Origin of the sequence: Erythrobacter longus (genome assembly GCF_000715015.1) — a bacterium.
Classification (GTDB): domain Bacteria; phylum Pseudomonadota; class Alphaproteobacteria; order Sphingomonadales; family Sphingomonadaceae; genus Erythrobacter; species Erythrobacter longus.
The window spans coordinates 95,001-119,640 of the sequence record NZ_JMIW01000006.1 but is presented as its reverse complement, the minus strand read 5'-3'; the positions used below and the strand labels follow the sequence as shown (position 1 = coordinate 119,640).

24 protein-coding genes (1 of these 24 running past the window's edge) are annotated in these 24,640 nt (G+C 57.5%); 12 read left to right on the top strand and 12 right to left on the bottom strand.

From position 1 onward, the window contains the following. Positions 1 to 26: 26 nt before the first annotated feature. The 3 genes from EH31_RS12775 to EH31_RS12765 all read left to right on the top strand — a co-directional run bounded on the left by EH31_RS12775 (position 27) and on the right by EH31_RS12765 (position 5,677). Positions 27 to 953 carry a hypothetical protein gene (locus EH31_RS12775; RefSeq protein WP_034960887.1) on the top strand — a complete coding sequence of 309 codons (927 nt, stop codon included), beginning with the start codon at positions 27 to 29 and terminating at the stop codon, positions 951 to 953. 399 nt (positions 954 to 1,352) lie between these two features. Then, positions 1,353 to 2,330 carry an OmpA family protein gene (locus tag EH31_RS12770; RefSeq protein ID WP_034961270.1) on the top strand — a complete coding sequence of 326 codons (978 nt, stop codon included), beginning with the start codon at positions 1,353 to 1,355 and terminating at the stop codon, positions 2,328 to 2,330. Between the two features lie 212 nt (positions 2,331 to 2,542). Further along, entirely contained in the window at positions 2,543 to 5,677 is a 3,135-nt protein-coding gene (locus EH31_RS12765) for a beta strand repeat-containing protein (RefSeq protein WP_161782149.1), read from the top strand. A 98-nt stretch (positions 5,678 to 5,775) separates the two neighbouring features. On the opposite strand, the gene EH31_RS12760 is transcribed toward EH31_RS12765, so the two are convergent. The 7 genes from EH31_RS12760 to EH31_RS12730 all read right to left on the bottom strand — a co-directional run bounded on the left by EH31_RS12760 (position 5,776) and on the right by EH31_RS12730 (position 10,501). Then, on the bottom strand, positions 5,776 to 6,399 hold the full coding sequence (locus EH31_RS12760) for a riboflavin synthase (protein ID WP_034961267.1): 624 nt from the start codon (positions 6,397 to 6,399) through the stop codon (positions 5,776 to 5,778). A 16-nt stretch (positions 6,400 to 6,415) separates the two neighbouring features. Then, positions 6,416 to 7,399 (bottom strand): bifunctional diaminohydroxyphosphoribosylaminopyrimidine deaminase/5-amino-6-(5-phosphoribosylamino)uracil reductase RibD, encoded by a 984-nt coding sequence (gene ribD / locus EH31_RS12755; protein ID WP_034960882.1) that lies wholly within the window; start codon positions 7,397 to 7,399, stop codon positions 6,416 to 6,418. Between the two features lie 2 nt (positions 7,400 to 7,401). Continuing rightward, positions 7,402 to 7,923, bottom strand: coding sequence for a hypothetical protein (locus EH31_RS12750; RefSeq protein WP_034960881.1), 522 nt, complete (start codon positions 7,921 to 7,923; stop codon positions 7,402 to 7,404). A 72-nt stretch (positions 7,924 to 7,995) separates the two neighbouring features. Then, entirely contained in the window at positions 7,996 to 8,616 is a 621-nt protein-coding gene (locus EH31_RS12745) for a DUF4402 domain-containing protein (RefSeq protein ID WP_034960879.1), read from the bottom strand. A 92-nt stretch (positions 8,617 to 8,708) separates the two neighbouring features. Next, a complete protein-coding gene (locus EH31_RS12740; protein ID WP_034960877.1) occupies positions 8,709 to 9,446 on the bottom strand; it encodes a M48 family metallopeptidase in 738 nt (245 codons plus the stop codon). A 3-nt stretch (positions 9,447 to 9,449) separates the two neighbouring features. Continuing rightward, positions 9,450 to 9,890: a YcgN family cysteine cluster protein gene (locus tag EH31_RS12735; protein WP_034961265.1), complete on the bottom strand. Its 441-nt coding sequence runs from the start codon at positions 9,888 to 9,890 to the stop codon at positions 9,450 to 9,452. Then, complete coding sequence (locus tag EH31_RS12730) at positions 9,878 to 10,501, bottom strand: SCO family protein (protein WP_034960874.1); 624 nt, start codon at positions 10,499 to 10,501, stop codon at positions 9,878 to 9,880. Before EH31_RS12730 ends, EH31_RS12735 begins: the two co-directional genes overlap by 13 nt. 141 nt (positions 10,502 to 10,642) lie before the next feature. Here EH31_RS12730 and EH31_RS12725 point away from each other — a divergent pair, with 141 nt between their 5' ends. The 4 genes from EH31_RS12725 (at position 10,643) to EH31_RS12710 (ending at position 13,348) form a co-directional block, all read left to right on the top strand. Beyond that, positions 10,643 to 11,239: an ankyrin repeat domain-containing protein gene (locus tag EH31_RS12725; protein WP_051699242.1), complete on the top strand. Its 597-nt coding sequence runs from the start codon at positions 10,643 to 10,645 to the stop codon at positions 11,237 to 11,239. 36 nt (positions 11,240 to 11,275) lie between these two features. Beyond that, positions 11,276 to 11,965 (top strand): COQ9 family protein, encoded by a 690-nt coding sequence (locus EH31_RS12720; protein ID WP_034960872.1) that lies wholly within the window; start codon positions 11,276 to 11,278, stop codon positions 11,963 to 11,965. 145 nt (positions 11,966 to 12,110) lie between these two features. Then, the gene (ssb, locus tag EH31_RS12715) at positions 12,111 to 12,677 is read left to right on the top strand and encodes a single-stranded DNA-binding protein (RefSeq protein ID WP_034960870.1); all 567 of its coding nucleotides are present in this window, start codon (positions 12,111 to 12,113) and stop codon (positions 12,675 to 12,677) included. Further along, positions 12,677 to 13,348 carry an HAD family hydrolase gene (locus EH31_RS12710; RefSeq protein ID WP_034960869.1) on the top strand — a complete coding sequence of 224 codons (672 nt, stop codon included), beginning with the start codon at positions 12,677 to 12,679 and terminating at the stop codon, positions 13,346 to 13,348. Before ssb ends, EH31_RS12710 begins: the two co-directional genes overlap by 1 nt. 16 nt (positions 13,349 to 13,364) lie before the next feature. Here EH31_RS12710 and EH31_RS12705 read toward each other — a convergent pair whose 3' ends face one another. Together EH31_RS12705 and EH31_RS12700 are read right to left on the bottom strand one after the other, a co-directional pair. After that, positions 13,365 to 13,952 carry a YceD family protein gene (locus EH31_RS12705; RefSeq protein ID WP_241765922.1) on the bottom strand — a complete coding sequence of 196 codons (588 nt, stop codon included), beginning with the start codon at positions 13,950 to 13,952 and terminating at the stop codon, positions 13,365 to 13,367. Further along, complete coding sequence (locus tag EH31_RS12700; protein WP_034960867.1) at positions 13,949 to 14,476, bottom strand: ubiquinol-cytochrome C chaperone family protein; 528 nt, start codon at positions 14,474 to 14,476, stop codon at positions 13,949 to 13,951. The genes EH31_RS12705 and EH31_RS12700 overlap by 4 nt, the downstream gene beginning before the upstream one ends. Positions 14,477 to 14,785: 309 nt before the next feature. Between EH31_RS12700 and EH31_RS12695 the strand changes: the two genes are divergently transcribed. The 5 genes from EH31_RS12695 to EH31_RS12675 all read left to right on the top strand — a co-directional run bounded on the left by EH31_RS12695 (position 14,786) and on the right by EH31_RS12675 (position 20,513). Further along, positions 14,786 to 15,235 carry an outer membrane protein assembly factor BamE gene (locus tag EH31_RS12695; RefSeq protein ID WP_034960864.1) on the top strand — a complete coding sequence of 150 codons (450 nt, stop codon included), beginning with the start codon at positions 14,786 to 14,788 and terminating at the stop codon, positions 15,233 to 15,235. A 47-nt stretch (positions 15,236 to 15,282) separates the two neighbouring features. Beyond that, the gene (hslV, locus tag EH31_RS12690; protein ID WP_034960861.1) at positions 15,283 to 15,843 is read left to right on the top strand and encodes an ATP-dependent protease subunit HslV; all 561 of its coding nucleotides are present in this window, start codon (positions 15,283 to 15,285) and stop codon (positions 15,841 to 15,843) included. A gap of 48 nt (positions 15,844 to 15,891) precedes the next feature. After that, complete coding sequence (gene hslU, locus EH31_RS12685) at positions 15,892 to 17,193, top strand: ATP-dependent protease ATPase subunit HslU (protein ID WP_034960858.1); 1,302 nt, start codon at positions 15,892 to 15,894, stop codon at positions 17,191 to 17,193. Then, on the top strand, positions 17,193 to 17,585 hold the full coding sequence (locus EH31_RS12680) for an ACT domain-containing protein (protein ID WP_034960856.1): 393 nt from the start codon (positions 17,193 to 17,195) through the stop codon (positions 17,583 to 17,585). The genes hslU and EH31_RS12680 overlap by 1 nt, the downstream gene beginning before the upstream one ends. 72 nt (positions 17,586 to 17,657) lie before the next feature. Beyond that, positions 17,658 to 20,513 carry a M16 family metallopeptidase gene (locus EH31_RS12675; protein WP_034960853.1) on the top strand — a complete coding sequence of 952 codons (2,856 nt, stop codon included), beginning with the start codon at positions 17,658 to 17,660 and terminating at the stop codon, positions 20,511 to 20,513. A 1-nt stretch (position 20,514) separates the two neighbouring features. Here the strand turns inward: EH31_RS12675 and EH31_RS12670 are convergent, their stop codons facing one another. The 3 genes from EH31_RS12670 to EH31_RS12660 form a co-directional block, all read right to left on the bottom strand. Further along, positions 20,515 to 22,359, bottom strand: a complete 1,845-nt coding sequence (locus EH31_RS12670) for an ABCB family ABC transporter ATP-binding protein/permease (RefSeq protein WP_034960851.1) — start codon at positions 22,357 to 22,359, stop codon at positions 20,515 to 20,517. A 67-nt stretch (positions 22,360 to 22,426) separates the two neighbouring features. After that, positions 22,427 to 23,428, bottom strand: a complete 1,002-nt coding sequence (locus tag EH31_RS12665; RefSeq protein WP_034961260.1) for a retroviral-like aspartic protease family protein — start codon at positions 23,426 to 23,428, stop codon at positions 22,427 to 22,429. An 83-nt stretch (positions 23,429 to 23,511) separates the two neighbouring features. Beyond that, a protein-coding gene (locus EH31_RS12660; RefSeq protein ID WP_051699241.1) for a lipopolysaccharide biosynthesis protein crosses the window boundary here: on the bottom strand, positions 23,512 to 24,640 show its 3' portion. 413 nt of this gene lie beyond the right edge of the window; only the last 1,129 of its 1,542 coding nucleotides appear in the window; its start codon lies off the right edge, out of view — the gene reads right to left on this strand; its stop codon occupies positions 23,512 to 23,514.

Sequence of the window (24,640 nt, the reverse complement as noted above, 5' to 3'; positions counted from 1 at the left end):
ATTTCTCAACAAAAAGGGTTTCTTCTGTGCGCCGCTTTATTCTCGCCTCTGCTTCGGCAGCCGCGCTTCTGACGTCTTCTGCCGCCTTTGCTCAGGCTGATGTCACGATCAATCAGACCGGGCTTGATCACACCGTGTCCATCCTACAGGTGGAAGACGTCCTCAATTCGATCACGATCACGCAAGGAGGCAATCGCCAGAATGCGCAGGTTCGCCAGACTGTGCCCGGCGGCAATAACAATACGGTCGTCAGTCAGGGCGAAATCGGCGGGATCGGCGATAACTCAACCGAAATCCGCCAGACGGGTTCAGACAATATCGTCAATGTGACACAAAACAGCACGTCCAACATCGCTCTGGTCACGCAAGATGGCGGCGGCAACATCCTTTCCATCAATCAGGGTTTCGCCAATGGTTCAGGCGCAGACGGGGTTGGCAACAACACCTTGATCCGCATGGACGGTGACAACAACACTGCGACCATCCGCCAGAACTTCGATACAATCGGCGGCAGCAATGATGTCGATATCTTCCAGGTCAACGACAACAACGAAGTGACCGTCGATCAGGAAGATTCAAACAACATCGTGTTCATCGTGCAAGGCGACCTGGCGGGTTCAGGGACAAATGTCGCAACCGCCTCACAGGTGGGATCAGGCAATTTGATCGCCATTGGCCAGAACGGAACCGGCAATGAAGCGGTCGCGACCCAGACGGGCAACAACAATTCCTTGTTCATCGATCAAGGGTTCAACAATGCCACCGGCCTTGGCGGCGATGGCAATTATGCCGAAGGTGTGCAGACGGGTAACAACAACACGCTGACCATCAACCAGAACGCGGCCACATCGGGTTCAGGCAACCGCGCGGTCATCAACCAGATTGGCGACGGTTTCGAGCTGACCATCGATCAAGAAGGCAGCGGCATGATCAACGAGATTACGCAGATCTAATCGGTTCGTTTCCTCAACGAAGATAGGAGCGCATGGGGTGCACGGCGAAAGCTGCGCACCCCATTTTGCGATTCTGTCCAGTGAGGCTGGAACCAGAGGCACACTGTTCAACGTTGGTTATCCGCTCACCGCAAGGCTGACACTGGACAACCGCCCATTGGACGTTTCGGCGTTCTTTGTTCATCTGTCTGCAAGGTTTGGGCCACCAATTCGGGGCCTTCGCGCGTTTACAACGTGCGTCAGCAGTGCAAGTAGCATTGTGAATTAACCGTTTTTTGAATGGGGGGAAGGCATGTCAGCCGCGCAATGATGAAACAGGCAAGAGGGGTAGCGTAAGGTTTGCCGCTCGCTGTGACATCGGTATTTTGGCTGGCAACCATGCTTGAAGGAGCACACGTGATGAAATTGACCCCAAGAAATTCAATCAGGACCAGTCCCAAGGCTGCGTTGATGGCCGCTGCTTTTGCCCTGCCACTAACCGGCGCCATTATGGCTAGCGCTGCGTCTGCGCAAGATGTGCAGCCTGTCCCTGTGACCAACGGCCCGGCTGAAGTGCTGACAACTGTAACTGCGCCAATGCCAGGTTCGTTAGACGAGCTTGCCATTGGTCCAGAGGTCGAAGGCTTTATCTCTGGCCGCCGCGGTGACCGGGTGGAAGTGACCCAACCTGATGGTTCTGCCATCGTGGTGGCGATTACACCTGAAACGCGGATCCTGGCTCGTGGCGGTTTTCTTGGCCTTGGCAGCAAAGACCTTGCATCAGATGCGCTGCTTGATGGTCTTCCTGTGAAGGTTGCTACTCGAGAATGGACGGGCGGTCTTGCCGCTGAACGCATCCGTTTCTCGGGCAGTGACTACGAAACCGCGTTGATGATTGCGCAAGGCACCAATGGCCGCTTCGTTCGCAACGAAGCACAGATCGAAGCCAACGCTCAGGCCGCAGAACAGCTGCGTGGCCGTTTTGGCGATATTGATCAATATAACGTCAAATCGACCACCAATGTCTATTTCGACACGGGCCGTGCGAGCCTTTCACCTGATGCGCGGGCTGAGCTTTGCAATGCCGCGGCTGAGGCCAATGCAATCGACAATGCGCTTCTGTTGGTCGTGGGTTACACCGATTCCACCGGGAGTCAGGACTTGAACCAGCGCCTTTCAGAAAAGCGCGCCGGTAGCGTTGTGAACTTCCTCCAACAGCAGTGCGGCTGGGCACCTTATCGGATGCTGACGCCGACGGGCATGTCCGAGTCGAATCCGGTTGCAGATAACTCAACAGCGCAAGGAAAAGCACAAAATCGCCGTGTCGCGGTGAACGTGCTGGTTTCGAAAAGTGTCGATGGATACGAGGACGAACCCGACCGAACGGCTGCGCGCTAACCCAAAAAGTCGTGTAATTTCTGAGGGAAGGGTGGTCTGCTTGAATGCGGGCTGCCCTTTTTTCATTTTGGGACAGAAACGACATTCTCTCGAATAGTGACTAAGTACACTTGCGTAGGATTTTACATGCGTTTAGCTATTGTTAAGCAATGCGTCTTTGGGCGCGGCAAACAAAGCGCTCGTCGAGCGCGGGTGTACTGGGGGAAATTTTGATGAAGAAAACAGCACTGCTCGGTGTGAGCATTATCGCATTGTCGGCTGCTGCGCCTGCCTTTGGGCAGAGCCAGAGCACGGTTACGCAAACCGGCAACAACAGCACAGTCGATGTAACGCAAGGCGGCCCTGATGGCGGCAACGTATCGACCGTTGATCAAAGCGCCAGCGACAGCAATGTCACGATCAACCAGGAAGGTTTTGACGATAATCTTAGCGGTGTCACGAACACCAGCACGGTCACGCAAGCCGGATTGAACCAGGATGTTCAGTCCACGCAAGTGGGCGATGATCAGACCTCTTCGGTCATCCAGAGCGGTGTCGATATGGAAGCGCTGCTGGTCCAGGGCGGCGCTGGCAACTCATCGACGATCAATCAGTCGGACACAGATAATTTTGCCGACGTCATTCAGGATGGCGATGACAACATTTCGAACGTCTCTCAGTCGGATGAGGACGGCACAGTTGATGTCGATCAGTTGGGTGAGCGTCTGACGAGCACGATTTCGCAGCAAGATGACAACAATCAGAACGCAGTGGTTCTTCAAACCAATGCGGACAACACATCGACCATTACGCAGAGGGCTTCCAACAGCGACGTATTCGTGACGCAAAGCGGCGCCGAAAATACGTCGACCGTTCTTCAAGGTAACATTTCCGACAATCAGGAAGCGACCATCCTGCAAACCGGTGATCGCAACTCCTCTGATGTGCAGCAGGGCTTTGATCTCTCCGGCCCGCTTGACGATGACAACGTCACGTTCGTCACACAAAACGGCGATGACAACACCGCAGTCGTTCGTCAGATCAACGAACGCAACCTTGCCGACATCCTTCAGGAAGGTGACCGCAACGAAGCGCGGGTTGTAAACCAGGGCACTGGTGTTTCCGGTGGTGGCAATGAGGACAATATTGCCGACATCGACCAGTTCGGTGACGACAACTTTGCCTCTATCAACCAGCCTGGTGAAGACGGCACCTTTACGGTCGTCCAAAACGGTTTCGACAGCTCGTCCACCGGCCTCCAATCAGGCAGCAACGACACAGCGTCTGTGATCCAGAACGGTGAGTTCGACAGCTCTAATGTTGAACAGTCCGGCTCTGGCAACAATGCAACCGTGACGCAGGAAGGCTTCGATCTTGATGGCAGCCTGCTCGCGAACAGCAGCACCGTGCTGCAATCTGGCACAGGCGATACCGCAACGGTCAGCCAGGTTGGCGACAACCAGAGCTCGTTCGTTGCACAAAGCGGTTCGGTCAGTACCGCGTCTGTGGTCCAAGGCGGCGTTGGTAACTCGTCGGGCATCACACAAAGCGGCACCGATGTGACGGCAACTGTGAACCAGGAAGGCGATGGCAACTCATCAACCGTGACACAGGCCAATTCCCTGAGCGATGCCGTCGTTTCTCAAACGGGCGACTTCGACACATCGATTGTCGCGCAAAGCGGGATTGATGAGCAAGCCAACGTCGATCAGGCCGGTGAAACCGGGGTCAGCGAAGTCACGCAAAGCGGCGACAGCAACTTTGCTGACGTGTTCCAGCGCGGCGCTGAAAACACCTCGTTCATCACGCAGAGCGGCCTTGATGGAAATGTCGATCTTGACCAGACCGGTGACGAGAACTTCTCAAACGCGATCCAGGCTGGATTTGAGGGCGATATCATCGTCAATCAAACCGGCGACGGCAACAGCTCCATCGTCAATCAGCAAGGTGATGCAACCGGCTTCAACTTTGCGACCATCGATCAATCGGGCAATGGCAACACGTCTGAAGCTATTCAGTTCAACAACAGCAACAACGCCAACATTCTGCAAAGCGGGGATGATAACACCTCTTTCGCAACGCAAACTGGCACTGGCGTGATTGCGGACGTCGATCAGATTGGTGAAGGCGCGACCTCAACGGTCACCCAAGACGGCAGCGGTAACCTTGCAATTGTGAGCCAGGAAGGCATCGACTTCGATCTCTCTGGCACAACCGACACCAGCCTCGTTGCGCAAACCGGCACCGGTCAGAATGCTGAAGTCACGCAAGTGGGTGATGGCAACAGCTCGTCCGTGGTTCAGAACAACGCGGATAACACCGCAAGCGTCCTGACCGCTGGTATCGGCAACTCAAGCTTTGTGACTCAGAACGGCCTCACCGGTTTGGCTACGGTCGACCAGCAGGGCGATGGCAACTCATCGATCGTCTCGCAGGGCGGTTCCAACGCTTCGGCTGATGTGAGCCAGCAGTCCGACACCAGCAGTTCGAATGTGAACCAGGCGGGCGATGATGTTCTGGCGCTTGTCGATCAGGCGGGTGCCAACCACAGCGCATCGATTGTTCAACTCACCACTGGCCCAACCGGCGGAGTTGATCTCAACAATGGCGCGTTGATCGACCAGCAAGGCGATGGCAACACCGCCAACATCACTCAGTCTGGCGGCATTGGCGTCTTTTTCAATGTGCTGAGCGGCACTGGCCTTTCTTCAGGTCAGATCGCCGAGATCAGTCAGAATGGTTCCGGCAACACTGGTACCGTGGCGCAATCGGGGACGACCAACATTGGGCGCTTCTTCCAAGATGGTGATGACAACAGCGCGACGATTAGTCAGACCGGGCAGGATTCAGACTCCAGCTTCGGTCAGACCGGTAACAACAACACAGCCAATGTCACTCAGGCGCTCATCGCTCCTCCGGGTGGCATCGCATTTGCTGACCCGAACCAGAACGGCGACGGCAACTCCGCTACGGTCGTGCAGAATGGAACCGTCACCGGTTTCTTCACGACCCGGGCGCAGTCAGCGCAAATCGGTAACGGCAACACCTTGACCACGACCCAGTCGGGCACCGATGACATCGTCTTCATCGACCAGATTGGCGATGGCAACATGTCGATGGTGAACCAGCTTGCTGGCGGGGTCAGCAACGAAGGCGACATCAACCAGACGGGTGATGATGGCATTTCCGAGCTTACCCAGTCAGGCACAGATCAGTTCGCTGAATTGTTCCAGTCGGGCGATCTCAACACCAGCCTGATTACCCAAGCCGGTGTGACCAACACCGCCACCGTGACGCAAGGCTCCGACGGGAACTTCTCTTCGGTCAACCAGAACGGTACGGGCAACTCGACCACAGTTACCCAGTAACTCTGGCAGCAAAGACCCATAAAAAGGGGGCGGGGAAGCATTCGCTTTCCCGCCCCTTTTTGCATTTGGATTGCTGAGTGAACTTAGCCCCAAGTCGCCTAACCCTGCGCAGCGAGCCCTTGCATGCGCTTCAAATAGCGGGCCAGCACGTCGATCTCGAGATTGACAGTATCGCCCGCAGTGAGGGCTCCCAAGGTTGTCACCTCGGCGGTGTGGGGGATGATATTGAGCATGAAATCACAGGCGCCATCGGGTTGATCGTGGACTTCGTTGACCGTCAGCGAAACGCCGTTGACCGTGATTGAGCCTTTGCCCGCGATATAGGGCGCCATCTCTTGGGGTGCGCGGATCATCAGCTTCCAGCTGTCCCCGATAACTTCGCCAGAGACAACCTCGCCAACGCAATCGACATGGCCAGTGACGATATGCCCGCCAAGCTCATCGCCAAGGCGCAAGGAAGGCTCCAGATTAAGCTTCGCGCCTTCTTCCCACATTCCCGAATGCGTACGGCTGACGGTTTCGCCAGAGACATCGACATCGAACCACGCATCCCCTGCTTTGCCGCCGCGTGCGACCACAGTCAGGCATACGCCAGAACACGCGATGGATGCACCAATGTCTATGCGGGCCGGATCAAAGGGTGCGGTGATGCGAAGGCGCAGATCGCCGCGCTGCTCGGCCTTGGCAACGGTGCCAATGGCGGTGACTATTCCGGTAAACATGGGCTTTGTGTCCTCTTTATCGCACCCGCACATAAGAGGTGAAGGTGTCGCTGCCAAGCGGCTGCATTTCGGCAAGGTTCCATCGGCCATGCGCATCGGCGAGGTTGCCCAGCCCAATATCGCCAAGCGCCGCTTTCCCCGCCCCAATGATGATGGGTGCGCGGTAGAGGTGGAGTTCATCCACGAGGTCCAGCTCAAGGAAGCTTGCAGCGGCCAGCGCGCCGCCTTCGATGTACAGGGTTTGCGCGTCTTCTAGCGCGGTGATCTGCTGGGGCTTGTTGATGACCCGCACTCCGTCAGGCGCAATGCCGCGGGTCAGTAGAATGCGGGCGGGCGAGCGTTCCTCAAGGCCGGGCAGACGCACGTCAAGCCGCGGCTTATCATCGCGCCATGTCGCCCCGCCCACAAGGATCGCATCGCACCGCGCCCTGTGGGCATGAACGTGCGCGCGCGCCATGTCGCCGGTGATCCACTGGCTCGACCCATCAGCAAGGGCGATACACCCATCCAGACTGGTCGCCAGCTTTAGCGTCACATAAGGGCGGCCCAAAGTCTCACGCGCAAGAAAGCCTTTAAGCGCCACACGAGAAGCGTCATCGTCAAGAACGCTGACCGCTATACCGGCGGCTTTTATGCGCTTTATGCCCTCACCATTGGTACGTTTGTCCGGGTCCGTCTGTCCGATCACCAAGCGTTTTGGCGCGGCGGCAATCACTAAATCGGTGCAAGAAGGGCCGCGTGTGGATTGATGCGCGCATGGTTCAAGCGTCACATAAAGCGTTGCCCCTTTTGCGCCGCCTTCGCCAAGACCGCCCACACTGGCAAGCGCCTCCGCCTCGGCATGGGGCCTCCCGCCCGCCTGAGTTACCCCGCGAGCGATCACGCGGTCGTCTTTGACGAGTAACGCTGCAACTCCCGGATTGGGGCGGCACATAGGGTAAGCGCGTGCGGCCAGGCGCGCGGTTGCTGCCATCCATTCAACGTCGCTGATCGCGCTCATGGCTATGGCGCGGGGCTTTCAGTGCTGGATTGAGGACCGGGTTGAGCGCCATCACCGCCCGCTGCGTCCGGACTTGCATCTTCGCCATCGCGCTCAAACATTGCCTCAAGCTCTGCTTCGCGTGCTGCTTCTTCGGCGGCCCGTTCCTCGCGGGCGCGGCGATCGATTTCCTCGACATCCATACCGGCCGCAGCACCCAAAGCCTTGTAAAGCTCACGCTTTCGCTCAGCCAGGGCTTCTTGCCTCGCCTCGCGAAGGTCCTTCACCTCCTGGTTTGCAATGTTCGAGGCGATGATCTCTTCGTCTGAACGATTGGGGTCAAAGGTGGTGATATAGGTGATCGAAGGGCGTTCTGGAGTTTTGTAGAGCGTTTCACCCGACAACCACCAGAAGATGAGCCCAAACGGCGCCATTGATGCCAGCAGAAACGGAATGCGAAGGGGGTTGGGCTTCCGGAATTCGTTCCAGAAGTCGGCTACTCCGGGGGCCGGATTAAAGCGGGAATTGGCAAGACGGCTAGGCATGACGCCGATGGATATAGGCTCTGTCGCGGGCCAATGCCAGTGGGGTTTGTGGGCGCGGCGTCTGAAAGGCGCTTATGGATACTCGACGCTGATGGGAACGCGCCCGCGCAAAATGCCCGCTGCCTGTTGGTCAGCGCCAAGGACAAGCGTGCCAGAGAACCTGAATTCCAATTGCCCAAAGCTATCGAGAACAGCGAAGCTTTCCACATCGCTTACAAAGTCGCGGATGATTGCATTGCCGCCCTGATTGTCGCGCATGCTGACCTCGCTGGGCAGGCTGATCATCACTTGTTCAAACGGGGCCCCTGTGATCGTGGCTCGCCCGGTAAAAGGCATCCCGCCCAGATCATCGACATCGCCGATCAGGGTTTTCTCGCCCGTTGCAAGGTCCAAGATCACCCGGCTCTCGCCATCTCCCAAAAGAACGACGCGGCCAAAATCGATGTCGCTTTCGATAGTGATGTTAAGGCGCTGGCAATTGGGCCGGCCATTGCCATTGCCGTTCCCGTTATTGCCCTTGTCCTTGTTGTTTCCGTTGCCGCGGCAACCAGGAGGCAGGTCACAATTGGGGCAGTTTCCTTGCGCAAACGCAGCCGACACCAAGGATGGCGCAGGTACACCAGCAACCGCAAGCATAGCTGCACCAACGATGGTGCCCAATCGCAAGGACCAAGAGGCGATCACCTGAAACATGACCACATTCTAATATTTCAGGGTTAACGAATGCCTAAGTCGACATCCTGATGGTGCGGGTTACTTTTCATCAACTGTGTGCAGGACGGGCTTTAGCCAAATTGGGCGTAAAGGCTGCGGCCGTGACTTTTGAGCCATTGATCGGCGAGCGCAATATCCGCTTCATAAATCCGCCCCAAAAGCGCGTGAAACGCCGGGGAATGGTCAAAGTGGACAAGGTGCGCAACTTCATGCGCGGCGACCGAACGGCGCACGTGATCGGGAGCTTGGATAAGACGCCAGTTGAGGCGAATACGCTTGGTCCCACTCGCCCCGCCTTCCGAACAACTGCCCCATCTGCGCTGTGCACGCGACAATCCGACCGGCACCGGGTCCAACGACGCAGCAGCGGTGTAGTCGGCAATATCCGCTTCGAATAACGCCAAGGCCTGCTTTTCAAGCCAGCGCTGAAGCCGGGTCTCAAGCCCCTCTTTCGGGCCGCCAATGGTCAGGGCATCGCCTGAAATCGCAGGCTTCCTTGGCAAAGAGCTGTCCCATGCAATTTCAACACCGCGCCCACGGTACTGCACACTGCTTCCCGGAACCGGGGCTTTTCGCCGCGGAATTTTGCCATGCTGCTGCGCCAGCCAATCGGCGCGCGCATGGGCAAAGGCGATCGCTTCGGCAGAGCGCGCCCAGCGCGGCAAGGTGATGCGCACCTCGCTTCCGTCAGGGGCAAGGCGCATGGTCATCCGCTTGGCCGATGCGTGGCGTTTAAGCGCGATTGGCACGCTCACCCCGCCCAAATCGATCTCGGGCTCTAAATGAGAACGTTTGAGCCAGTCGATCATGGCTTACCCGTCCCACTCGACAATGTGGTGCTCCAATGGACCTGCTTGCGTTTCGCTGATGACGCGGCCAGCGACCGAGACACCGGCCCGCACCACATCATCGCGATCACCCGACAACAGATAGTGCCATTCGCGCAAAGGCTGTCCCTCGGCCCGCAACCGATATGCACATGTTGAGGGGAGCCAGGGCACATCTTCAACAATCGACAAGGTCAGGCGCAGGCAATCGGGCACAAACGCCTTGCGGTTGCGATAATCGCTGCATTGGGCGGTTGAACAATCAAGCAATTTGCAAGCCACATTGGTGTCTTCAATCGCGCCTGTGTCCGCGTCCTCGATCTTGTGGAGGCAGCACCGCCCGCATCCATCACACAGCGCTTCCCATTCTGCGCGGGTTAGGTCCGCCAAAGGCAACTCCCAAAAGGCGTCTCTTAGTTCACCCATTTGGCCAATTCCTGAGCCACGGCATCGGCTCCCTGGTCGGCAGGCAGGGTGGCAAGCGGCTCTCCTGAAGGGCCAAACAGATAGACGATACGCGAATGGTCCATCAAATAGCCGCCGCCCTCGCTTTCTTCGCCGCGCGCATAAAAGACCCGAAATTTGGACGCAGCATCCGCGATCTGTTCCGGCGTTCCGGTAAGCCCCATCAGGTCATCGGAAAAAGCGCTCGCAAACTCGCCAACGACTTCGGGCGTATCGCGCTCCGGGTCGATAGTGATGAAAATCGGCTGGATTTTCGCGGCAAGTTCAGGCGCTTGGCTTGCGAAGGTGGAAAGCGCCTGGGCGGTGCGCTGCATATCTGTCGGGCAAATGTCGGGGCAATAGGCAAAACCGAAATAGACGATGCGGTATTTGCCGTCGAAATCGCTCCACCGGACGGTTTCGCCGTCTTTATTGATAAGCTCAAAATCACCGCCGATGTCTGCGCCGGTCAAAGGTGGCTCCCCGTGATCGACCGCGTTACTGCAGGCAGAAACGCCAAGCGCTGCGCCTACTGCAAGAGCGAGAAGGGCGCGTTTTTGAAAAGAACGGGGGGGATTGGCGTGAATGTTCATGGTCTGCTAATTGCTCATCCGTGACATGGGGAGAAACGTACTTCCTATCTCCCATCAACCGTTTATCTGACAGGAAAAACGAAAGGTCAAAGCGTGGGTTTCTTTGTTTTGCGCAAAATAGGTTCAAAATTGCGGATTGCTATGGTGTTGCTGGCCAGCCTTCTGGCTGTGAGCGCGCTTCAGCCCGCCTTGGCGCAAGGTCAGTCGGACGGGTACAAATTCCTGAAAGCGGTCAAGGACCGCGACGGGGATGTTGCAACCGAGATGTTAAGCGAGCCTGGCACGCAGATCGTGAATGCCCGCGATATCACGACCGGTGAAAATGGCCTCCATATCGTGACGCAGCGCCGCGATACCCTTTGGATTCGCTTTCTGATCGGCAAAGGCTGCAACCCCAATGTGCGCGATAACAAAGGCGTCACCCCGCTCCAGATCGCAGTCAGGCTCAACTATGTCGAAGGGGTCGAAGAACTGATCAAAGGCGGCGCGCAGGTCGATATCGCTGACAGCCAGGGCGAAACGCCGCTGATGACAGCCGTGCATCAGCGCAATGTCGCGCTCGTGCGCCAGCTTTTGGAAGATGGTGCCGATCCTGACGTCAACGACAACACCGGGCGTTCCGCGCGCGACCATATGGAGCGTTTGACGGCCAACACGCTTCTGGCACGCGAATTTGAAGAAGCGGACAAAAATCGCGAAGGCAAGGCCAAGTCAAAGGAATACGGCCCCTCTTTCTAGGCCTTTTTTCGGCCGTCTTTCTAGGATCATCCTCCCATGACCTCTCTCGATACTGCCACCCCTGATTTTGCCGACATGACCCTCGATGAGCTGCGCGTGGCGCTTGCTCCGGAGATCGCGGCGTCGGCCGTGTTTGATGGGTGGAATGAAACCGCCCTTGTGGCAGCTGCTGAAATGGCAGGCGCGGATGTGGATGTGGCAAAGCTGGCCTTTCCCAGCGGCATGTCGCAATCGATGGATATGATTGAGGCATGGGTCACCCATGTCGATCAGGCAATGGAAGAGGCATGGCCGCAAGACCGGCTGGCTGAGCTTAAAATCCGCGAACGCATCCGCACTCTGGTCGCGTTTCGTCTTGAGGCGGTGGAGCATGTGGATGAGGCCGTGCGCCGCGCGCTTTCGGTCATGGCAATGCCGCACAATGCGCCGCGCTCTTTGCAATTGGGCTGGCGTTCAGCCGACATCATGTGGCGGCTCGCCGGTGACACTGCGACCGATTACAACCATTATACCAAGCGCGCGATCCTCGCCGGGATTTACTCGGCAACGCTTGCCGTCTTCGTCAATGATGACAGCGAAGGCAAAACCAAGACCCACGAATTTCTGGGCCGCCGGATTGATGGCGTGATGAAGTTTGAAAAAGCAAAAGCGCAGTTTTTGAACAATGACCGCGAACTTCCCAGCCTCACCCGCTTCCTGGGACGGTTGCGATATCCCAGCCGCTAATTAGCGGTTGAAATTCTAGGCTGGGAAAACGTGGCGCGCAGCCTCGCCACTGTTCGCGCTGTGTCCTATGAAGACTTAAGAGATTCGCGGTCTTTACAGGCCGTGCCCAGTTTTGGGCCAAGTTTTCACAGGAAGGAATGCGCAAATGGCGGGCTCGCTTAATAAAGTAATGCTGATCGGCAATCTGGGGGCTGACCCGGAAATCCGCTCGTTCCAGAACGGCGGACGCGTTGCAAACTTGCGAATTGCGACATCTGAAAACTGGAAAGACAAAAGCACTGGCGAACGCCGCGAAAAGACCGAATGGCACACCGTCGCGATTTTTTCCGAAGGCCTCGTCAATGTGGTTGAGCGGTACCTTAAGAAAGGCTCGAAGGTCTTTGTCGAAGGCAAGCTTCAAACCCGCAAATGGCAGGACCAAAACGGTCAGGACCGCTATTCCACCGAAGTCGTGATCCAAGGCCTCGGCGGCACGCTAACCATGCTCGACGGCGCTAGCGGCGGCGGCGGAATGGGCGGTGGCGGCCAAGGAGGCGGCTACGGCGGCGGTGCTGGAGGCGGTGGTGGCGGCGGTCAAGGCGGCGGCGGCTGGAACCAAGGCGGCGGTGGTTCTGGCGGCGGCTCCGGCGGCGGATCAGGCGGCGGCGCTGCTGGTGGCTCAGGCGGCGCTTCGGGCGGATACGATGATCTGGACGACGACATTCCGTTTTGATGCAGCTTACTGACTGTGCGGCTCTGATCTTTGACAGCGATGGGGTTCTGGTCGATTCAGAAGTCATCCACATAGCGGCTGAGCGTGAGCTACTTGCGGAAATTGGGCTGACGTATGACTATGCGACCTATGTGTCGCGCTTTGTTGGCCTTTCAAATTCCGACTTTTATGCTGCATTGCGGGCCGACTATGCCGCGCAATACGCAGGCCATTTTCCAGACGATTTTGGCGAGCGTCTTACGGCGCGTGTATGGCCTCGAATGGAGGCAGAGCTAAAGCCAATTGACGGCGTGGCGGACCTTATTCGCGCATTTGACGGTGAGGTTGCGGTTGCTTCCTCTGCTCCATTTGCAAGGCTGAAAGCCAAACTGGCTATCGCAGGTTTGGTCGACCTGTTCGAACCGCATCTCTACTCGGCGGACCACGTCACGAACGGCAAGCCTTCGCCAGAACTCTTCCTGCATGCGGCCAAGCAGCTTGGAATAGAGCCGCAGAACTGCGCTGTGATTGAGGACAGTATCAACGGGATCAGAGCCGCGAGCGCTGCTGGTATGTTCGCAATTGGATTTACCGGTGGTGGGCATGCAGATGCAGGCTTGGCAGGCAGGTTAAGTGCAAATGGCGCTGAATTGGTCGTGACAAGCCACGCCGAAATCGCAGCCTGGTTTTAGTAGTTGCGGCATTGCCCTAATCCTTCGCCAGCCCCCGCAGCATATCGGCGAGCGGGCCTTCAGCCTCGCCTTCTTTAGCGATCCCAGCTTTCTTGCGCGCTTCGTCGGCGTTTGGCCCCTCGGCGTAGGGGTCAATCGCAAGGCCGAGGGTTTGCGCGACCGCTTCGCCCAGATCAAAGGCATCGCCCGAATATTCGATCTCGTCGCAATCCTCGGCATCAAGCTCGACTTCGATCTCGCCGTCTTCGTCGAAAGCCGGATCAAGAGTGCCCTCTTCGACAAAGCGCAGGTCCAATGCCTCATCGACATGGGCGGGGAAATCCTCGCCCGAAATTGCGCAAAGTTGACGGATGGCCGCTTTTAGCGAACCGGTCGCCCGGATGGCTGATCCGCGCTGTTCGACATCGATCTGGGCGTGAAGATGGTCGATCCCGGCAAGGCTGAAACGTTTTGCCAATGCCGCACGCTCGCCAGCATCCGCTTCGATCACGATCGGTTCGGCTGGCAGGCCTTTGACCCTTACAAGCCTTTCCAATTCGCTGGTGGGCGGGGTTTTCAGGCTATCCGGCTTCACGCTATCTGGCTTCATGCGATCTGGCTTCATGCGATCTGGTTTGCCTCAAGGATCTGCTTGTCGTCAAATTCGGCAAGGCGCTGTGACAGAGCCAGAAGCTCGGTGGCGATTTTCGCGCTGCATTCGGCTTCGTTCGCGCCCTCGCTAAAGGTGACGTTGCGGGAAATTGCATCGGTCAATTTGGCGTGGTCCTTGTTGACGAATGCGCTGCGATAGGCGCCAAGCCTTCCGCCCAGCACGCTCATCAATTTGCCAACCCGCTTGCCGATGACCACGTCGTTGACGCCAAATTGGCGCAGTTGCCCGTCCATGTCCTCAACGAAAAGCTCTGCCAAAAGCGCGCTTTCCGCTCGCATTTCGCTGGCCTCGACGCGGACCATTACCGCGCACAGGATCGCCGTGATCATATCAAACCGGCCAGCGACCGTGTCTGCGACCATGTAGTCGGTGTAAAATTCCGGTTTGCGGGCAAGCTCCACCACCCGGTGCCACAAAGGGCGCACAGCTTCGCGCGGGTCAGAGCCAGTGCCCAAAAGGCGGGAGAGAAATGACATGGCTTCCTTTCAAAAGCGCATCGGCAAACGCGCTTTGTGTTTTCATATGACGCTGTAAACGGTCGGCGCAAGAATGCGGTTCCTGACAACATATAAGCTACGCCGCGCTGGCATATTCAGCCGCAATTCACCGCGCAAACTCCAGCACTTTTGCGTGAACGCACATTGCCAGCGCCCGATACACCGCTTAAGGCGTTCGGCTTAAGGCTTCTTCAGGGTGATATAGGCCCCTTACCCAAAGCGGCAAGTGGCAGGACAAGACGGGATTTAACGAGCGTTATGCGAGGAACAGTATTTCCAAGCTTCAAAATGACCAAAGTGGCCGTGGTCAGCATGGCTGTGCTGGCTTTGGCGGGGTGTTCTTCCATCCGCGAATCGCGCGGGTTTGTGAACGACCCTGTGTTGGTGAGCACGGTTCAGCCCGGCATCGACAACCGCCGCTCGGTCGAAGGGGCGCTTGGCCGTCCCACTTATGAAAGCCAATATGGCGAGAAGACCTGGTACTATATCTCCAGCGTCACTGGCCGGCGTCCCTTTGTGCGCCCACGCATTCAAGAACACGCGGTTTTGACTGTGCGGTTCGATGATGCGGGCAATGTGGCCTCTGTTGAAACCAAGGGCATCGACGAAGTTGTCTTCCTTCAACCGGACGGCAACAAGACACCAACCCTTGGCCGGGAGCGCGGCTTCCTCGAAGATCTGTTCGGCAATATCGGACAGGTTGGCGGTGCTGGTGTTCCGGGTGCAGGTGGCCCTTAAGGCCTGCCAATCTTGACGGTTTATCCCGCATCCCCATATCGTGGGCTATGAACGATAAAGCGGCAAGCCACGGCCTGATCCAGTGGCACGGCACCACCATCATCGGCGTCAAACGCGGCGACAAAGTCGTCATCGCTGGCGATGGTCAGGTTTCCATGGGCAACACCGTGATGAAGCCCAATGCGCGCAAAGTGCGCCGGATCGGCGAGGGCGGTAAAGTCGTTGCTGGCTTTGCCGGTGCGACTGCCGATGCCTTCACCCTGTTTGAACGGCTTGAGAAAAAGCTCGAGCAATATTCGGGTCAGCTTTTGCGCGCCAGCGTCGAGCTTGCCAAGGATTGGCGCACCGACAAATACTTGCGCAATCTCGAAGCATTGATGATCGTTGCCGATGACGAGAGCCTTCTGGTTCTGACCGGTAATGGCGATGTGCTGGAGCCCGAGGGCGGGATTGCGGCGATTGGTTCGGGCGGAAACTATGCCTTGGCTGCGGCGCGCGCGCTGGCTGATTATGAGGACGATGCGGAACAGATTGCGCGCAAGGCGATGGCCGTGGCCGCCGACATTTGCGTCTTCACCAATGGAAATCTGACGGTCGAAACCGTCTGAACCGCGCCGCTCGAACGGGCGCGCGTGAATAGAAATCATAGGACTGATATGGACAACCTCACCCCAAAGGCGATCGTCGCTGCATTGGACGAACACATCATCGGCCAAAAAGAAGCCAAGCGCGCGGTTGCCGTGGCGCTGCGCAATCGTTGGCGGCGCCAACGACTTGGCCCTGAGCTTAAAAATGAGGTGACGCCAAAGAACATCCTGATGATTGGCCCAACCGGCTGTGGTAAAACAGAGATCAGCCGGCGTTTGGCGAAACTGGCCGAGGCACCTTTCGTAAAGGTTGAAGCGACCAAGTTCACCGAGGTTGGCTATGTTGGCCGCGACGTTGAACAGATTGCGCGTGACCTTGTCGAAGAAGCGATCCGTCTTGAAAAAGAGCGCCGCCGCGAAAGCGTGCGCGAGGCGGCGAGTGAGGCCGCGATGGAGCGTTTGCTCAACGCGCTTGTCGGCGACAATGCATCAGAGGCCACCCGCGAAAGTTTCCGCGAACGCATCGTTCAAAACGCGATGAACGAGGTTGAGGTCGAGATCGACGTTGCTGATACCGGGGGCGGAATGCCGTTCGATATGGGCAATATGGGCGGTAATATGCAGATGATCGACCTGTCGGATATGATGGGTAAGGCATTCGGCAAGGCCAAAACCAAGCGCCAGAAAATGCGCGTGCCCGAAGCGTGGGACAAGCTTGTCGATGAAGAGGCAGACAAGCGCCTCGATGACGAGGACGTCAGCCGCACTGCGCTTGCCAATGCAGAGACGAATGGCATCGTTTTCCTTGATGAAATCGACAAAATTGCCGTCTCTGATGTGCGCGGCGGCTCGGTCAGCCGTGAAGGCGTGCAGCGTGATCTTCTGCCGCTCATCGAAGGGACGACCGTGGCGACCAAATATGGCCCGATGAAAACCGACCACGTGCTGTTCATCGCATCCGGCGCGTTTCATGTGGCAAAGCCGTCGGATATGTTGCCAGAGCTTCAAGGACGCTTGCCGATCCGAGTGAACCTTCGCGCTCTTACGCAAGAGGACTTTGTGCGCATTCTTTCCGAAACCAGAGCCAATCTGGTGGAGCAATACCGCGCGCTGATCGCTACCGAAAAGGTCGAACTCGACATCACCGAAGATGCGATCCAAGCGGTTGCGACCATCGCGGCGCAGGTCAATGAAAGCATTGAGAACATTGGTGCGCGGCGCTTGCAAACGGTGATGGAAAAGCTGCTCGAAGAGGTGAGCTTTGAGGCTGAAGAGCACGAAGGCGAGACGGTGAAAATCGATGCTGCTTACGTGCATGAACGGCTGGGTGAGCTTGCCGGGGACAGCGATCTGTCGAAGTATATTTTGTAATGACGACGGGTCCCGTCAGCGACCTTCACGCAATGTTGGCTGGCATGGAACCGGCGATGCTGGACGATCACGGCTGGCAGTTTGTTGAGGGGACAAGTGAGGGCGCTGAGGCGCAAGCTTTTGCGGTTATTCGCGAGGCGGAAGGCGCAACGCTCGTTGTAAAAGCAGACCGGGCGAAAGAGGCTGCAAGCTTTGCCCGCATTACCTTGCAAGTTCATTCTGCGCTCGACGGGGTTGGGCTAAGCGCTGCCGTGTCCACCGCGCTTGCCGAGGCTGGCATCGCCTGCAATGTGATCGCCGCATTCCACCACGACCACCTGTTCGTGCCATGGGGTTGCCGCGAAGAGGCGATGGCAATTCTCAAAGGTTTGAGCGAGAAAGCGCAAGGGTAAGGTTGAAACTGCACCGCGCAGGCGCTTTAAGTGTCAGCCAGACTTTCGTTTTTCAAAAAGGCCTTCCCCTTGATGCTCCGCAAAATTCTCCTCGCCAGCACGGCTGCCCTTGGCCTTGTGGTGAGCGCTCCTGCCCAGCCACACGAGCCTGCAGGGGATGGGGAGCACTCCCATTTTGATCTTGTCGCTCCCCCTATTGATTACACCTTGTGGACGCTGGACAACGGCCTTCGCGTTATCGCGGTTCAGGATAACAGCACGAGCACGGTCACAACCTCGCTGTGGTATGAAATCGGGTCGAAGCATGATCCGCAAGGCCGCTCTGGCTTTGCCCATCTGTTTGAACATATCAGCAGCCGCAAGACCGAGAACATGCCCTACAATCTCATCTATTCGCTAACCGCGGATGTGGGGGGCACGCGCAATGCGTCCAATTGGGTCGACCGGACCAATTATTACGAACAAGTGCCTGCGCAATATCTTGAAACGATGTTGTGGACCCACCGCGAGCGGATGGCCCGGTTGGTAGTGGATGAAGAGGTCTTCGAAACCGAACGCGGCGTCGTCAAAGAGGAGCTGCGCCAACGCGTGCTCGCCCCGCCTTATGGCCGTCTTCAGCGCTTTGTTGTTCCTGAAAATGCCTATGACGTGATGCCGCAAAGGCGGGCCGGGATTGGCTCGATTGCCGATCTTGACGCAGCAAGCTTTGAGGACGCGCGCGCATTTTATGAGGCATTTTACGGGCCTGATACCGCGACCCTGATTGTGGCTGGCAATTTCGATCTCAACAATCTGCGCGCTATGGTGGACGAATATTTTGCAGACATCCCAGCGCGCAAGAACCCGATCTCGACTGTGATTGCGCAAACAGAGCCTGAGCTTACCGGCCCGCGCACCATCAATGCGACCGCGCCCAATGTGCCCTTGCCGGTTATCGGTGGCATTTGGAAAGGCCAGGCGATCACGCATGCAGATGCGCCCGCGATCCGGGTTTTGATGACCATTTTGAGCGGGGGCGAAAACAACCGGCTCGCGAACGCTCTGGTGCGCAAAGGATTGGCGGTTGAGGCGTCCGGCAGAGCGCCCATGTTTCGCGAAGTGGGGCATTTGAACATCTATGCCCTGGCGCGGCCAGATCGGATTGAAGCGGCAGGTGAAGCGCTGAATGCAGAGCTTGCTAAGCTTCGTTCTGAATTGGTGAGCCCGCAAGAGCTCGCCGAAGCCAAGAGCGAGATTATCGCTGCATCGCTTCGCCGCCGTGAAACAGCAAGGGGCCGCGCGTTTGAACTGGGCGAAGCCTTAATGGCGAGCGGCGACCCTGATTACGCCGACCGCGGCCTTGTTCTTATCAATCAGGTCACGCCAAGCGATGTGCTGCGCGTGGCTCAGCGGTACCTTGATCCCGAACGCCGCGTCACGGTCACCTATCGCAATGGTCCCGAAGATCGCGCCGCTTATGCAAACCCTCTTCCCATGCCCGATTTTGGCACTTTGCCTGCCGCCTCTGCGCCCATTCGCGCGGTCAAGCCTGAGGGTGAAAGAGAGCTTCCACCAGGGCCAGCAAAGGTTCCCTCCCTTGCTGCGCCGCAAATGGTGGAGGCGGCGCTATCCAATGACATTCCCGTGATCGCCGCCCAAACCGGCAATGTGCCGATCGCAAGCGTGTCCATGGTGTTCCCAGGCGGCAGCAAGACCGATCCCGAGGGGCGTCAAGGCATCGCTGAGCTTGCCGCATCCCTTGCAGCGAGCGGGTTTTACGAAACCGATGCGCAGACCATTGCCGCGCGGTTCGAAAGCCTTGGTGCAAGTTTCGAAGGCGAAGCGGACAGCGATGGTACGACCTTTTCTCTGACCGCGCCCGTTGCCAATCTGGCTGAGGCCGGGGAATTGGCCGCGCAAATCATCAAGGGCGCGCTGTATCCTGATGAGGAATTCCTGCGTGAACGCGCCCGCCGGATTGAAACCTTGCGGGTCACCATGACAGACCCAAGCGGCGTCTCGCAAAGGGCGGGTCGCAGTGCGCTTTACGGCAACGCCCCTTATGGCAACCATCCCGAAGGGACGCCGACAAGCCTCGCCAACATCAGTCGCAGCGATCTGCTCGACCACCGCCAGCATTTCTTCCACCCGGACCGGATGAAAATCGTGATCTCTGGAGGGATGGCAACCGATGATGCAATCGTCGCTGCCGAAGCGATGTTTGGTGATTGGGTGAGCCCCAATGCCGTTGGCCGGATTATCGATGATGCCGCTGGCGAAGCATTGCCGCCTCGCACAATCGTGGTTGATATGCCCGGCGCAGGGCAGGCGGCGGTTTTTGTAGCAATGCGTGCACCGGCACGCGGCGCGACAAATTTTGATGCCTTGCAGATTGCCAATGCGGTTCTTGGCGGGGGATCGAGCGGGCGATTGTTCGAAGAGGTTCGCACCAAACGCTCGCTTTCCTACGGCGCCTATTCGCGGATCGAAGGGCGCAAGGATGGTTCGCTGCTGACGGCAAGATCGCAAACCCGCAATGAAACCGCCGATGAAGTTGCCGCGATCATGCTGGAGGAAATTGCGAAGCTCAATGCAGAGGATTTCGACGAAGAATTGCTGACACGCCGCAAGTTGTATCTTCAGGGAAGTTACGGCCGGGTGATGGAAACAAGCTCTGGTTTTAACGCCATTGTTGCGGGCCTTTTGCTGCACGGCTTACCCGCTTCGGATGCAACCTTGATGGAGCAGCGGCTGGCCGAAGTTGAAAAAGACGCAGTCAACGCCGCTGCACGCACCGTGGTTGACCCCGATAATGCGACGCTGGTGATTGTCGGCGAGGCGGCGAAGTTCCTTGAAGATCTGAAACTGATGCGCGGTGATGTCGAAGTGATTGCGCTCGATGATCTGGACCTCTCCAACCCCGATTTGCGCAAAGTCGTCGAGGAATAGCCTACTCGCCTATCTCTTCGACCTCACGGTTTTCCTGGGCTTGTTGCGCCCACATCTCGGCGTAAAGCCCGCCTCGCGATAACAGCTCACTATGGGTGCCGCTTTCGCGCAAAGTGCCGTGATCGAGCACAATAATGCGGTCGGCATCGGCCACCGTGGAAAGGCGGTGGGCAATCGCGATTGTGGTGCGGCCGCGCGCAAGACGTTTGAGCGTGCCGAGGATTTCCTGTTCTGTGCGGGTATCAAGCGCGCTGGTCGCTTCATCAAGGAGCAGGATCGGCGGGTTTTTCACAAGGGTGCGCGCAATCGCAACGCGCTGTTTCTCACCGCCCGATAGTTTAAGGCCGCGCTCACCCACCATCGTCTCAAAACCATCGCCCAGCCGTTCGATCAGCGGCATAAGCGCCGCATCGCGCGCGGCTTGTTCAACGGTTGTTTCATCCGCATCTTCGGCGCCGTACGCGATATTGTAGGCAAGCGTGTCGTTGAACAGAACGCTGTCCTGCGGCACGATCCCGATGCTCGCGCGGACGCTGTCTTGCTGGCATTGCGCGATGTCTTGCCCGTCGATCAGAATGCGCCCGCTTCCCGGATCGTAAAAACGAAAAAGCAGCCTTGCAATCGTGCTTTTGCCTGCGCCCGATGGCCCCACCACGGCAAGCGTTGATCCGGCGGGCACTTCGAAGCTGAGGCCGTTCAAGATTGTGCGATCATCATCATAGCCAAACGTCACATTGTCGAAGATGATGCTGGGCTCTCCCACTTTGAGCGCGGGCGCTCCGGGTTTGTCCTCCACCTCAACCTCGGTATCGATCAGGCTGAACATCTGGGCCATATCGACAAGCCCCTGTCGGATGGTGCGATAAACCCAGCCCAAGAGATCAAGCGGGCGGAAAAGCTGCATCAGATACGTGTTGACGAACACAAGGTCGCCCACGGTAAGTTCGCCCTTGCTCCACCCCCAAACGCTGTACATCATCGCGCCAGCCATAAGGGCGTTGGTGATCCCCGATTGGACGACGTTCAAAAGCGCAAGCGAGTTTTCAGATTTCAACGCCGCTTTGGCATAAGCGCGCGCGGCGCCTGAATACCGCTGTTCTTCGCGGGTTTCGGCTCCAAAATATTTAACGGTTTCAAAGTTGAGGAGCGAATCCACCGCGCGGTGCAGCGCTTGCCCGTCCAGATCATTCATCTCACGCCGCAATTTGGTCCGCCATTCGGTGATCCAGCGCGTGGTTAAGATGTATGCGATGACAGTAAGAGCGGTCGCTGCCACCAGCTCCCAACCGAAATTGAGGTAGAAGATGACGCCAACCGCGATGAGCTCGATTGCTGTGGGCGCGATATTGAACAAGAGGAAATAGAGCATCATGTCGATGCTCTTGGTTCCGCGCTCGATGATCTTCGTTACCTCGCCCGTCCGCCTCGACAGGTGGAAACGCAGAGATAGACGGTGCAGGCGGTGAAAGACGTCTTCGGCAAGGCTGAGCGTTGCCATTTGCCCGACGCGTTCGAACACGACATTGCGCAAATTATCGAACAGGAGCGAGGTGAACCGGCCAAGAACGTAAGCAGCAACCAGCGCCATCGCGACTTGGGCTGCGTCCGATATCTCCTGTGCTGCACCCGATGCTTCCATCGCATTGACCGCGCCTTTGTAAGCGAACGGCAACGACAAAATGACCGCTTTGGCGATCAGCACCAGACCCATCGACACGACAATCCGCATCCGCAAACCGGGATTATCGGCAGGCCAAAGATAGGGAAGGAAACGTTTGAGCGTTATCCAACCTTCAGCATCAACGGGCTTTGTGGGTCGATCAGAAGTTGCGGTATCGGGCGGCATTGCCCGTCCATGTGGAGAGCGAGCGACGCAACCGCAAGGCTTAACGCCTCTATCTTAGTCTATAAGGTCAGGGGCGAAGCGTGCTGCCCGATCCCCTTGTGCGAGCCCGGCGCATCGCGCGCGCCACATCGCGGGGAACATCGAACAGGATCCGGCTTTCGGAAAAATCGATCGCCACCCGGTCAAATATGCGCAGGTGCTGCATCCCCAAGGCCAGCACCGGCTCATCGCCCAGACCAAGCGCTTCGAACGCGGGTGTATCGGCAAAGGTCAAACCGACATTATTAAGCGCAAGACCACCAATTTTCAGCGAACGCACCATTTGCATTTCGCCGGTCAGTTGCACGCCGTTTACATCGGTCGTGATGACCTCCTCTGAGCGTTTGCGGCGAATTCTCTCTTGCAAGGCAAGACTGCCAATGCTCGCCTGTGCCCCGGTGTCAATAATAACGGTCGCGCGCACCCCTTCGACAATCGCATCGGTGATGAGCAATTGCCCGTACTGCTGATTGGCGCGCACGATGATTTCAAAGCCTGAGCGATAATTGTCGAGGGTCGAGACATCCTGCACCGCAATCGTTTCTTCGCGAAAATCGATGAGCACCCGGAAATCCTGCAGACTGTCGAGCCCAAGGATGCCAAGCGCGCCCACATTGCGCGCATCAAGGACCGGTGAGACAAGATCGTAAATCGTGTGTTGACCAAAGCTCATTGTATCAACCTCGACAAGATCAACCGGGCGGCGGCTGGCCATGCCGACCAGGGTCGCTGTGCCTGATGGTGTCAGGGCAAGGCTGCGATTGATCTGGTGTGTGACGGCGGTCGCTTGGCTGCCGGTGTCGATCATGAAATCGAATGGCCCTGCGCCTTCGATCATCACGGGAACCGTAAAACGCCGCGCTCTGTCTTCATCAAGCTCAAGGATTTCTGTGGCGGGATTGGTGAAGTCCGGGGCAACGGCCTGTTCGTCAAGCCCTTGGCCGGTGGCGGGCGGCTCAACTGCTACTGCCGAAGCGCTCGCCCCCAAAAGGCTGGCGGCAAGTGCGGGTAGGGCGCAAGACAGGCTCATTTCATAATCCTTCGCATGTGAGCGATCTGTTGTATCAGAGAAGCGAGGAAGGCCCAAATGCGCCCACATGCTTAAGTCTGGTTTTAAGCGAGGCTGGCTGACCGCTTTTGCGCATCCGGATTGCGAAGCAGGGCCCACGTCTCGCGCACGATCTTGCGGTATCCGAACCAGAAGGTCGCACCGTAAACGCTCGCCCCAACGCCCGCGCTTAAAAGAAGCGCAAAAAATGGGCTTTGGATCGGAAAGGCCGCTTCGACAGCCAGCACGGCAACAATCAATGCGGCGCATGCAATTACGATCGGCCAAACGGCCTTCACCAATGAGAAAGGCGTGATCCCAAGGCGCGGCAAGGTCACAGAGAGGGTGAGCGCGCAAAGCAGCGGCGCAGAAATCCACCACGCATGAACAAGCCCCATCGCGCCGCTCTCGATTTGCATCAGGAACATGGCCGGAAAGATCACCGCGCCGGCGATTGAAGTAAACAGATAGACGCGTGGCCGGCCCATCGCATTGGTCACCGGTGAACATATAAGATGCAACGCAAAGGCGGGCATTGCAGCCGCCAGCCCCGCAACAAGTGGGATAAGCCCGGTCCATTTGTCACCCATCAAAACCGGGATCACGTGCTGCGCGGTGAGCGCGAGGCCTATATATACAGGCGCGCAGACCATCATCACGAGGCGGACCGTTTTAAGGAAGTAGGGGCCAAGCGGTTTGTCCGCCCGGTGCAGCTCAGAATAGGCGGCAAGTGCGACTTCGTTAATCGGTGGGATAAAGCGTCCCGTTACAATAAGCGCGAGGAACAAAGCCTGGGTATAAAGCCCAAGATCATGCGTATCGAGAAGGCGCCCTGCAATCACAACGTCTGATTGGCTTTGAATAATCCAGAACAGCTGACACAAGGTAAGCGTCCCGCCGTATGTGAACAGGTCCCATGCTCCCTTGGGGTTGAACACCGGCATGATCCAAAAGCGCGCAACGATCATAAGGCCAATCGCCCGGCTCACGAAAATGGCGAGCCCTGCATATATAAGTGCCCACACGCCCCATCCTTCCCACGCAAGCGCAAGGGCCGTGATCGCCCCGACAAGCGCGCTTGCCATATTGGCCTGGCCTTGCTTTCGAAATTCAAGCTTCCGCGCGAGCCACTCGGACGGCATGGCGATAAAAGGAATAGTGAGGAAGATCGCCGCTTGAACCTGCAAGAGGTCG

Coding starts and splice junctions, on each gene's coding strand:
- EH31_RS12700 (WP_034960867.1), bottom strand. CDS start 14,476: ATGTCATTTCTCTCCCGCCTTTTGGGCACTGGCTCTGACCCGCGCGAA.
- EH31_RS12670 (WP_034960851.1), bottom strand. CDS start 22,359: ATGCCGCCCGATACCGCAACTTCTGATCGACCCACAAAGCCCGTTGAT.
- EH31_RS12675 (WP_034960853.1), top strand. CDS start 17,658: ATGCTCCGCAAAATTCTCCTCGCCAGCACGGCTGCCCTTGGCCTTGTG.
- EH31_RS12750 (WP_034960881.1), bottom strand. CDS start 7,923: ATGCCTAGCCGTCTTGCCAATTCCCGCTTTAATCCGGCCCCCGGAGTA.
- EH31_RS12765 (WP_161782149.1), top strand. CDS start 2,543: ATGAAGAAAACAGCACTGCTCGGTGTGAGCATTATCGCATTGTCGGCT.
- EH31_RS12705 (WP_241765922.1), bottom strand. CDS start 13,952: ATGAAGCCAGATCGCATGAAGCCAGATAGCGTGAAGCCGGATAGCCTG.
- ssb (WP_034960870.1), top strand. CDS start 12,111: ATGGCGGGCTCGCTTAATAAAGTAATGCTGATCGGCAATCTGGGGGCT.
- hslU (WP_034960858.1), top strand. CDS start 15,892: ATGGACAACCTCACCCCAAAGGCGATCGTCGCTGCATTGGACGAACAC.
- EH31_RS12730 (WP_034960874.1), bottom strand. CDS start 10,501: ATGAACATTCACGCCAATCCCCCCCGTTCTTTTCAAAAACGCGCCCTT.
- EH31_RS12680 (WP_034960856.1), top strand. CDS start 17,193: ATGACGACGGGTCCCGTCAGCGACCTTCACGCAATGTTGGCTGGCATG.
- EH31_RS12770 (WP_034961270.1), top strand. CDS start 1,353: ATGAAATTGACCCCAAGAAATTCAATCAGGACCAGTCCCAAGGCTGCG.
- EH31_RS12695 (WP_034960864.1), top strand. CDS start 14,786: ATGACCAAAGTGGCCGTGGTCAGCATGGCTGTGCTGGCTTTGGCGGGG.
- EH31_RS12720 (WP_034960872.1), top strand. CDS start 11,276: ATGACCTCTCTCGATACTGCCACCCCTGATTTTGCCGACATGACCCTC.
- EH31_RS12710 (WP_034960869.1), top strand. CDS start 12,677: ATGCAGCTTACTGACTGTGCGGCTCTGATCTTTGACAGCGATGGGGTT.
- EH31_RS12740 (WP_034960877.1), bottom strand. CDS start 9,446: ATGATCGACTGGCTCAAACGTTCTCATTTAGAGCCCGAGATCGATTTG.
- EH31_RS12745 (WP_034960879.1), bottom strand. CDS start 8,616: ATGTTTCAGGTGATCGCCTCTTGGTCCTTGCGATTGGGCACCATCGTT.
- EH31_RS12665 (WP_034961260.1), bottom strand. CDS start 23,428: ATGAGCCTGTCTTGCGCCCTACCCGCACTTGCCGCCAGCCTTTTGGGG.
- EH31_RS12725 (WP_051699242.1), top strand. CDS start 10,643: ATGGTGTTGCTGGCCAGCCTTCTGGCTGTGAGCGCGCTTCAGCCCGCC.
- ribD (WP_034960882.1), bottom strand. CDS start 7,399: ATGAGCGCGATCAGCGACGTTGAATGGATGGCAGCAACCGCGCGCCTG.
- EH31_RS12760 (WP_034961267.1), bottom strand. CDS start 6,399: ATGTTTACCGGAATAGTCACCGCCATTGGCACCGTTGCCAAGGCCGAG.
- hslV (WP_034960861.1), top strand. CDS start 15,283: ATGAACGATAAAGCGGCAAGCCACGGCCTGATCCAGTGGCACGGCACC.
- EH31_RS12735 (WP_034961265.1), bottom strand. CDS start 9,890: ATGGGTGAACTAAGAGACGCCTTTTGGGAGTTGCCTTTGGCGGACCTA.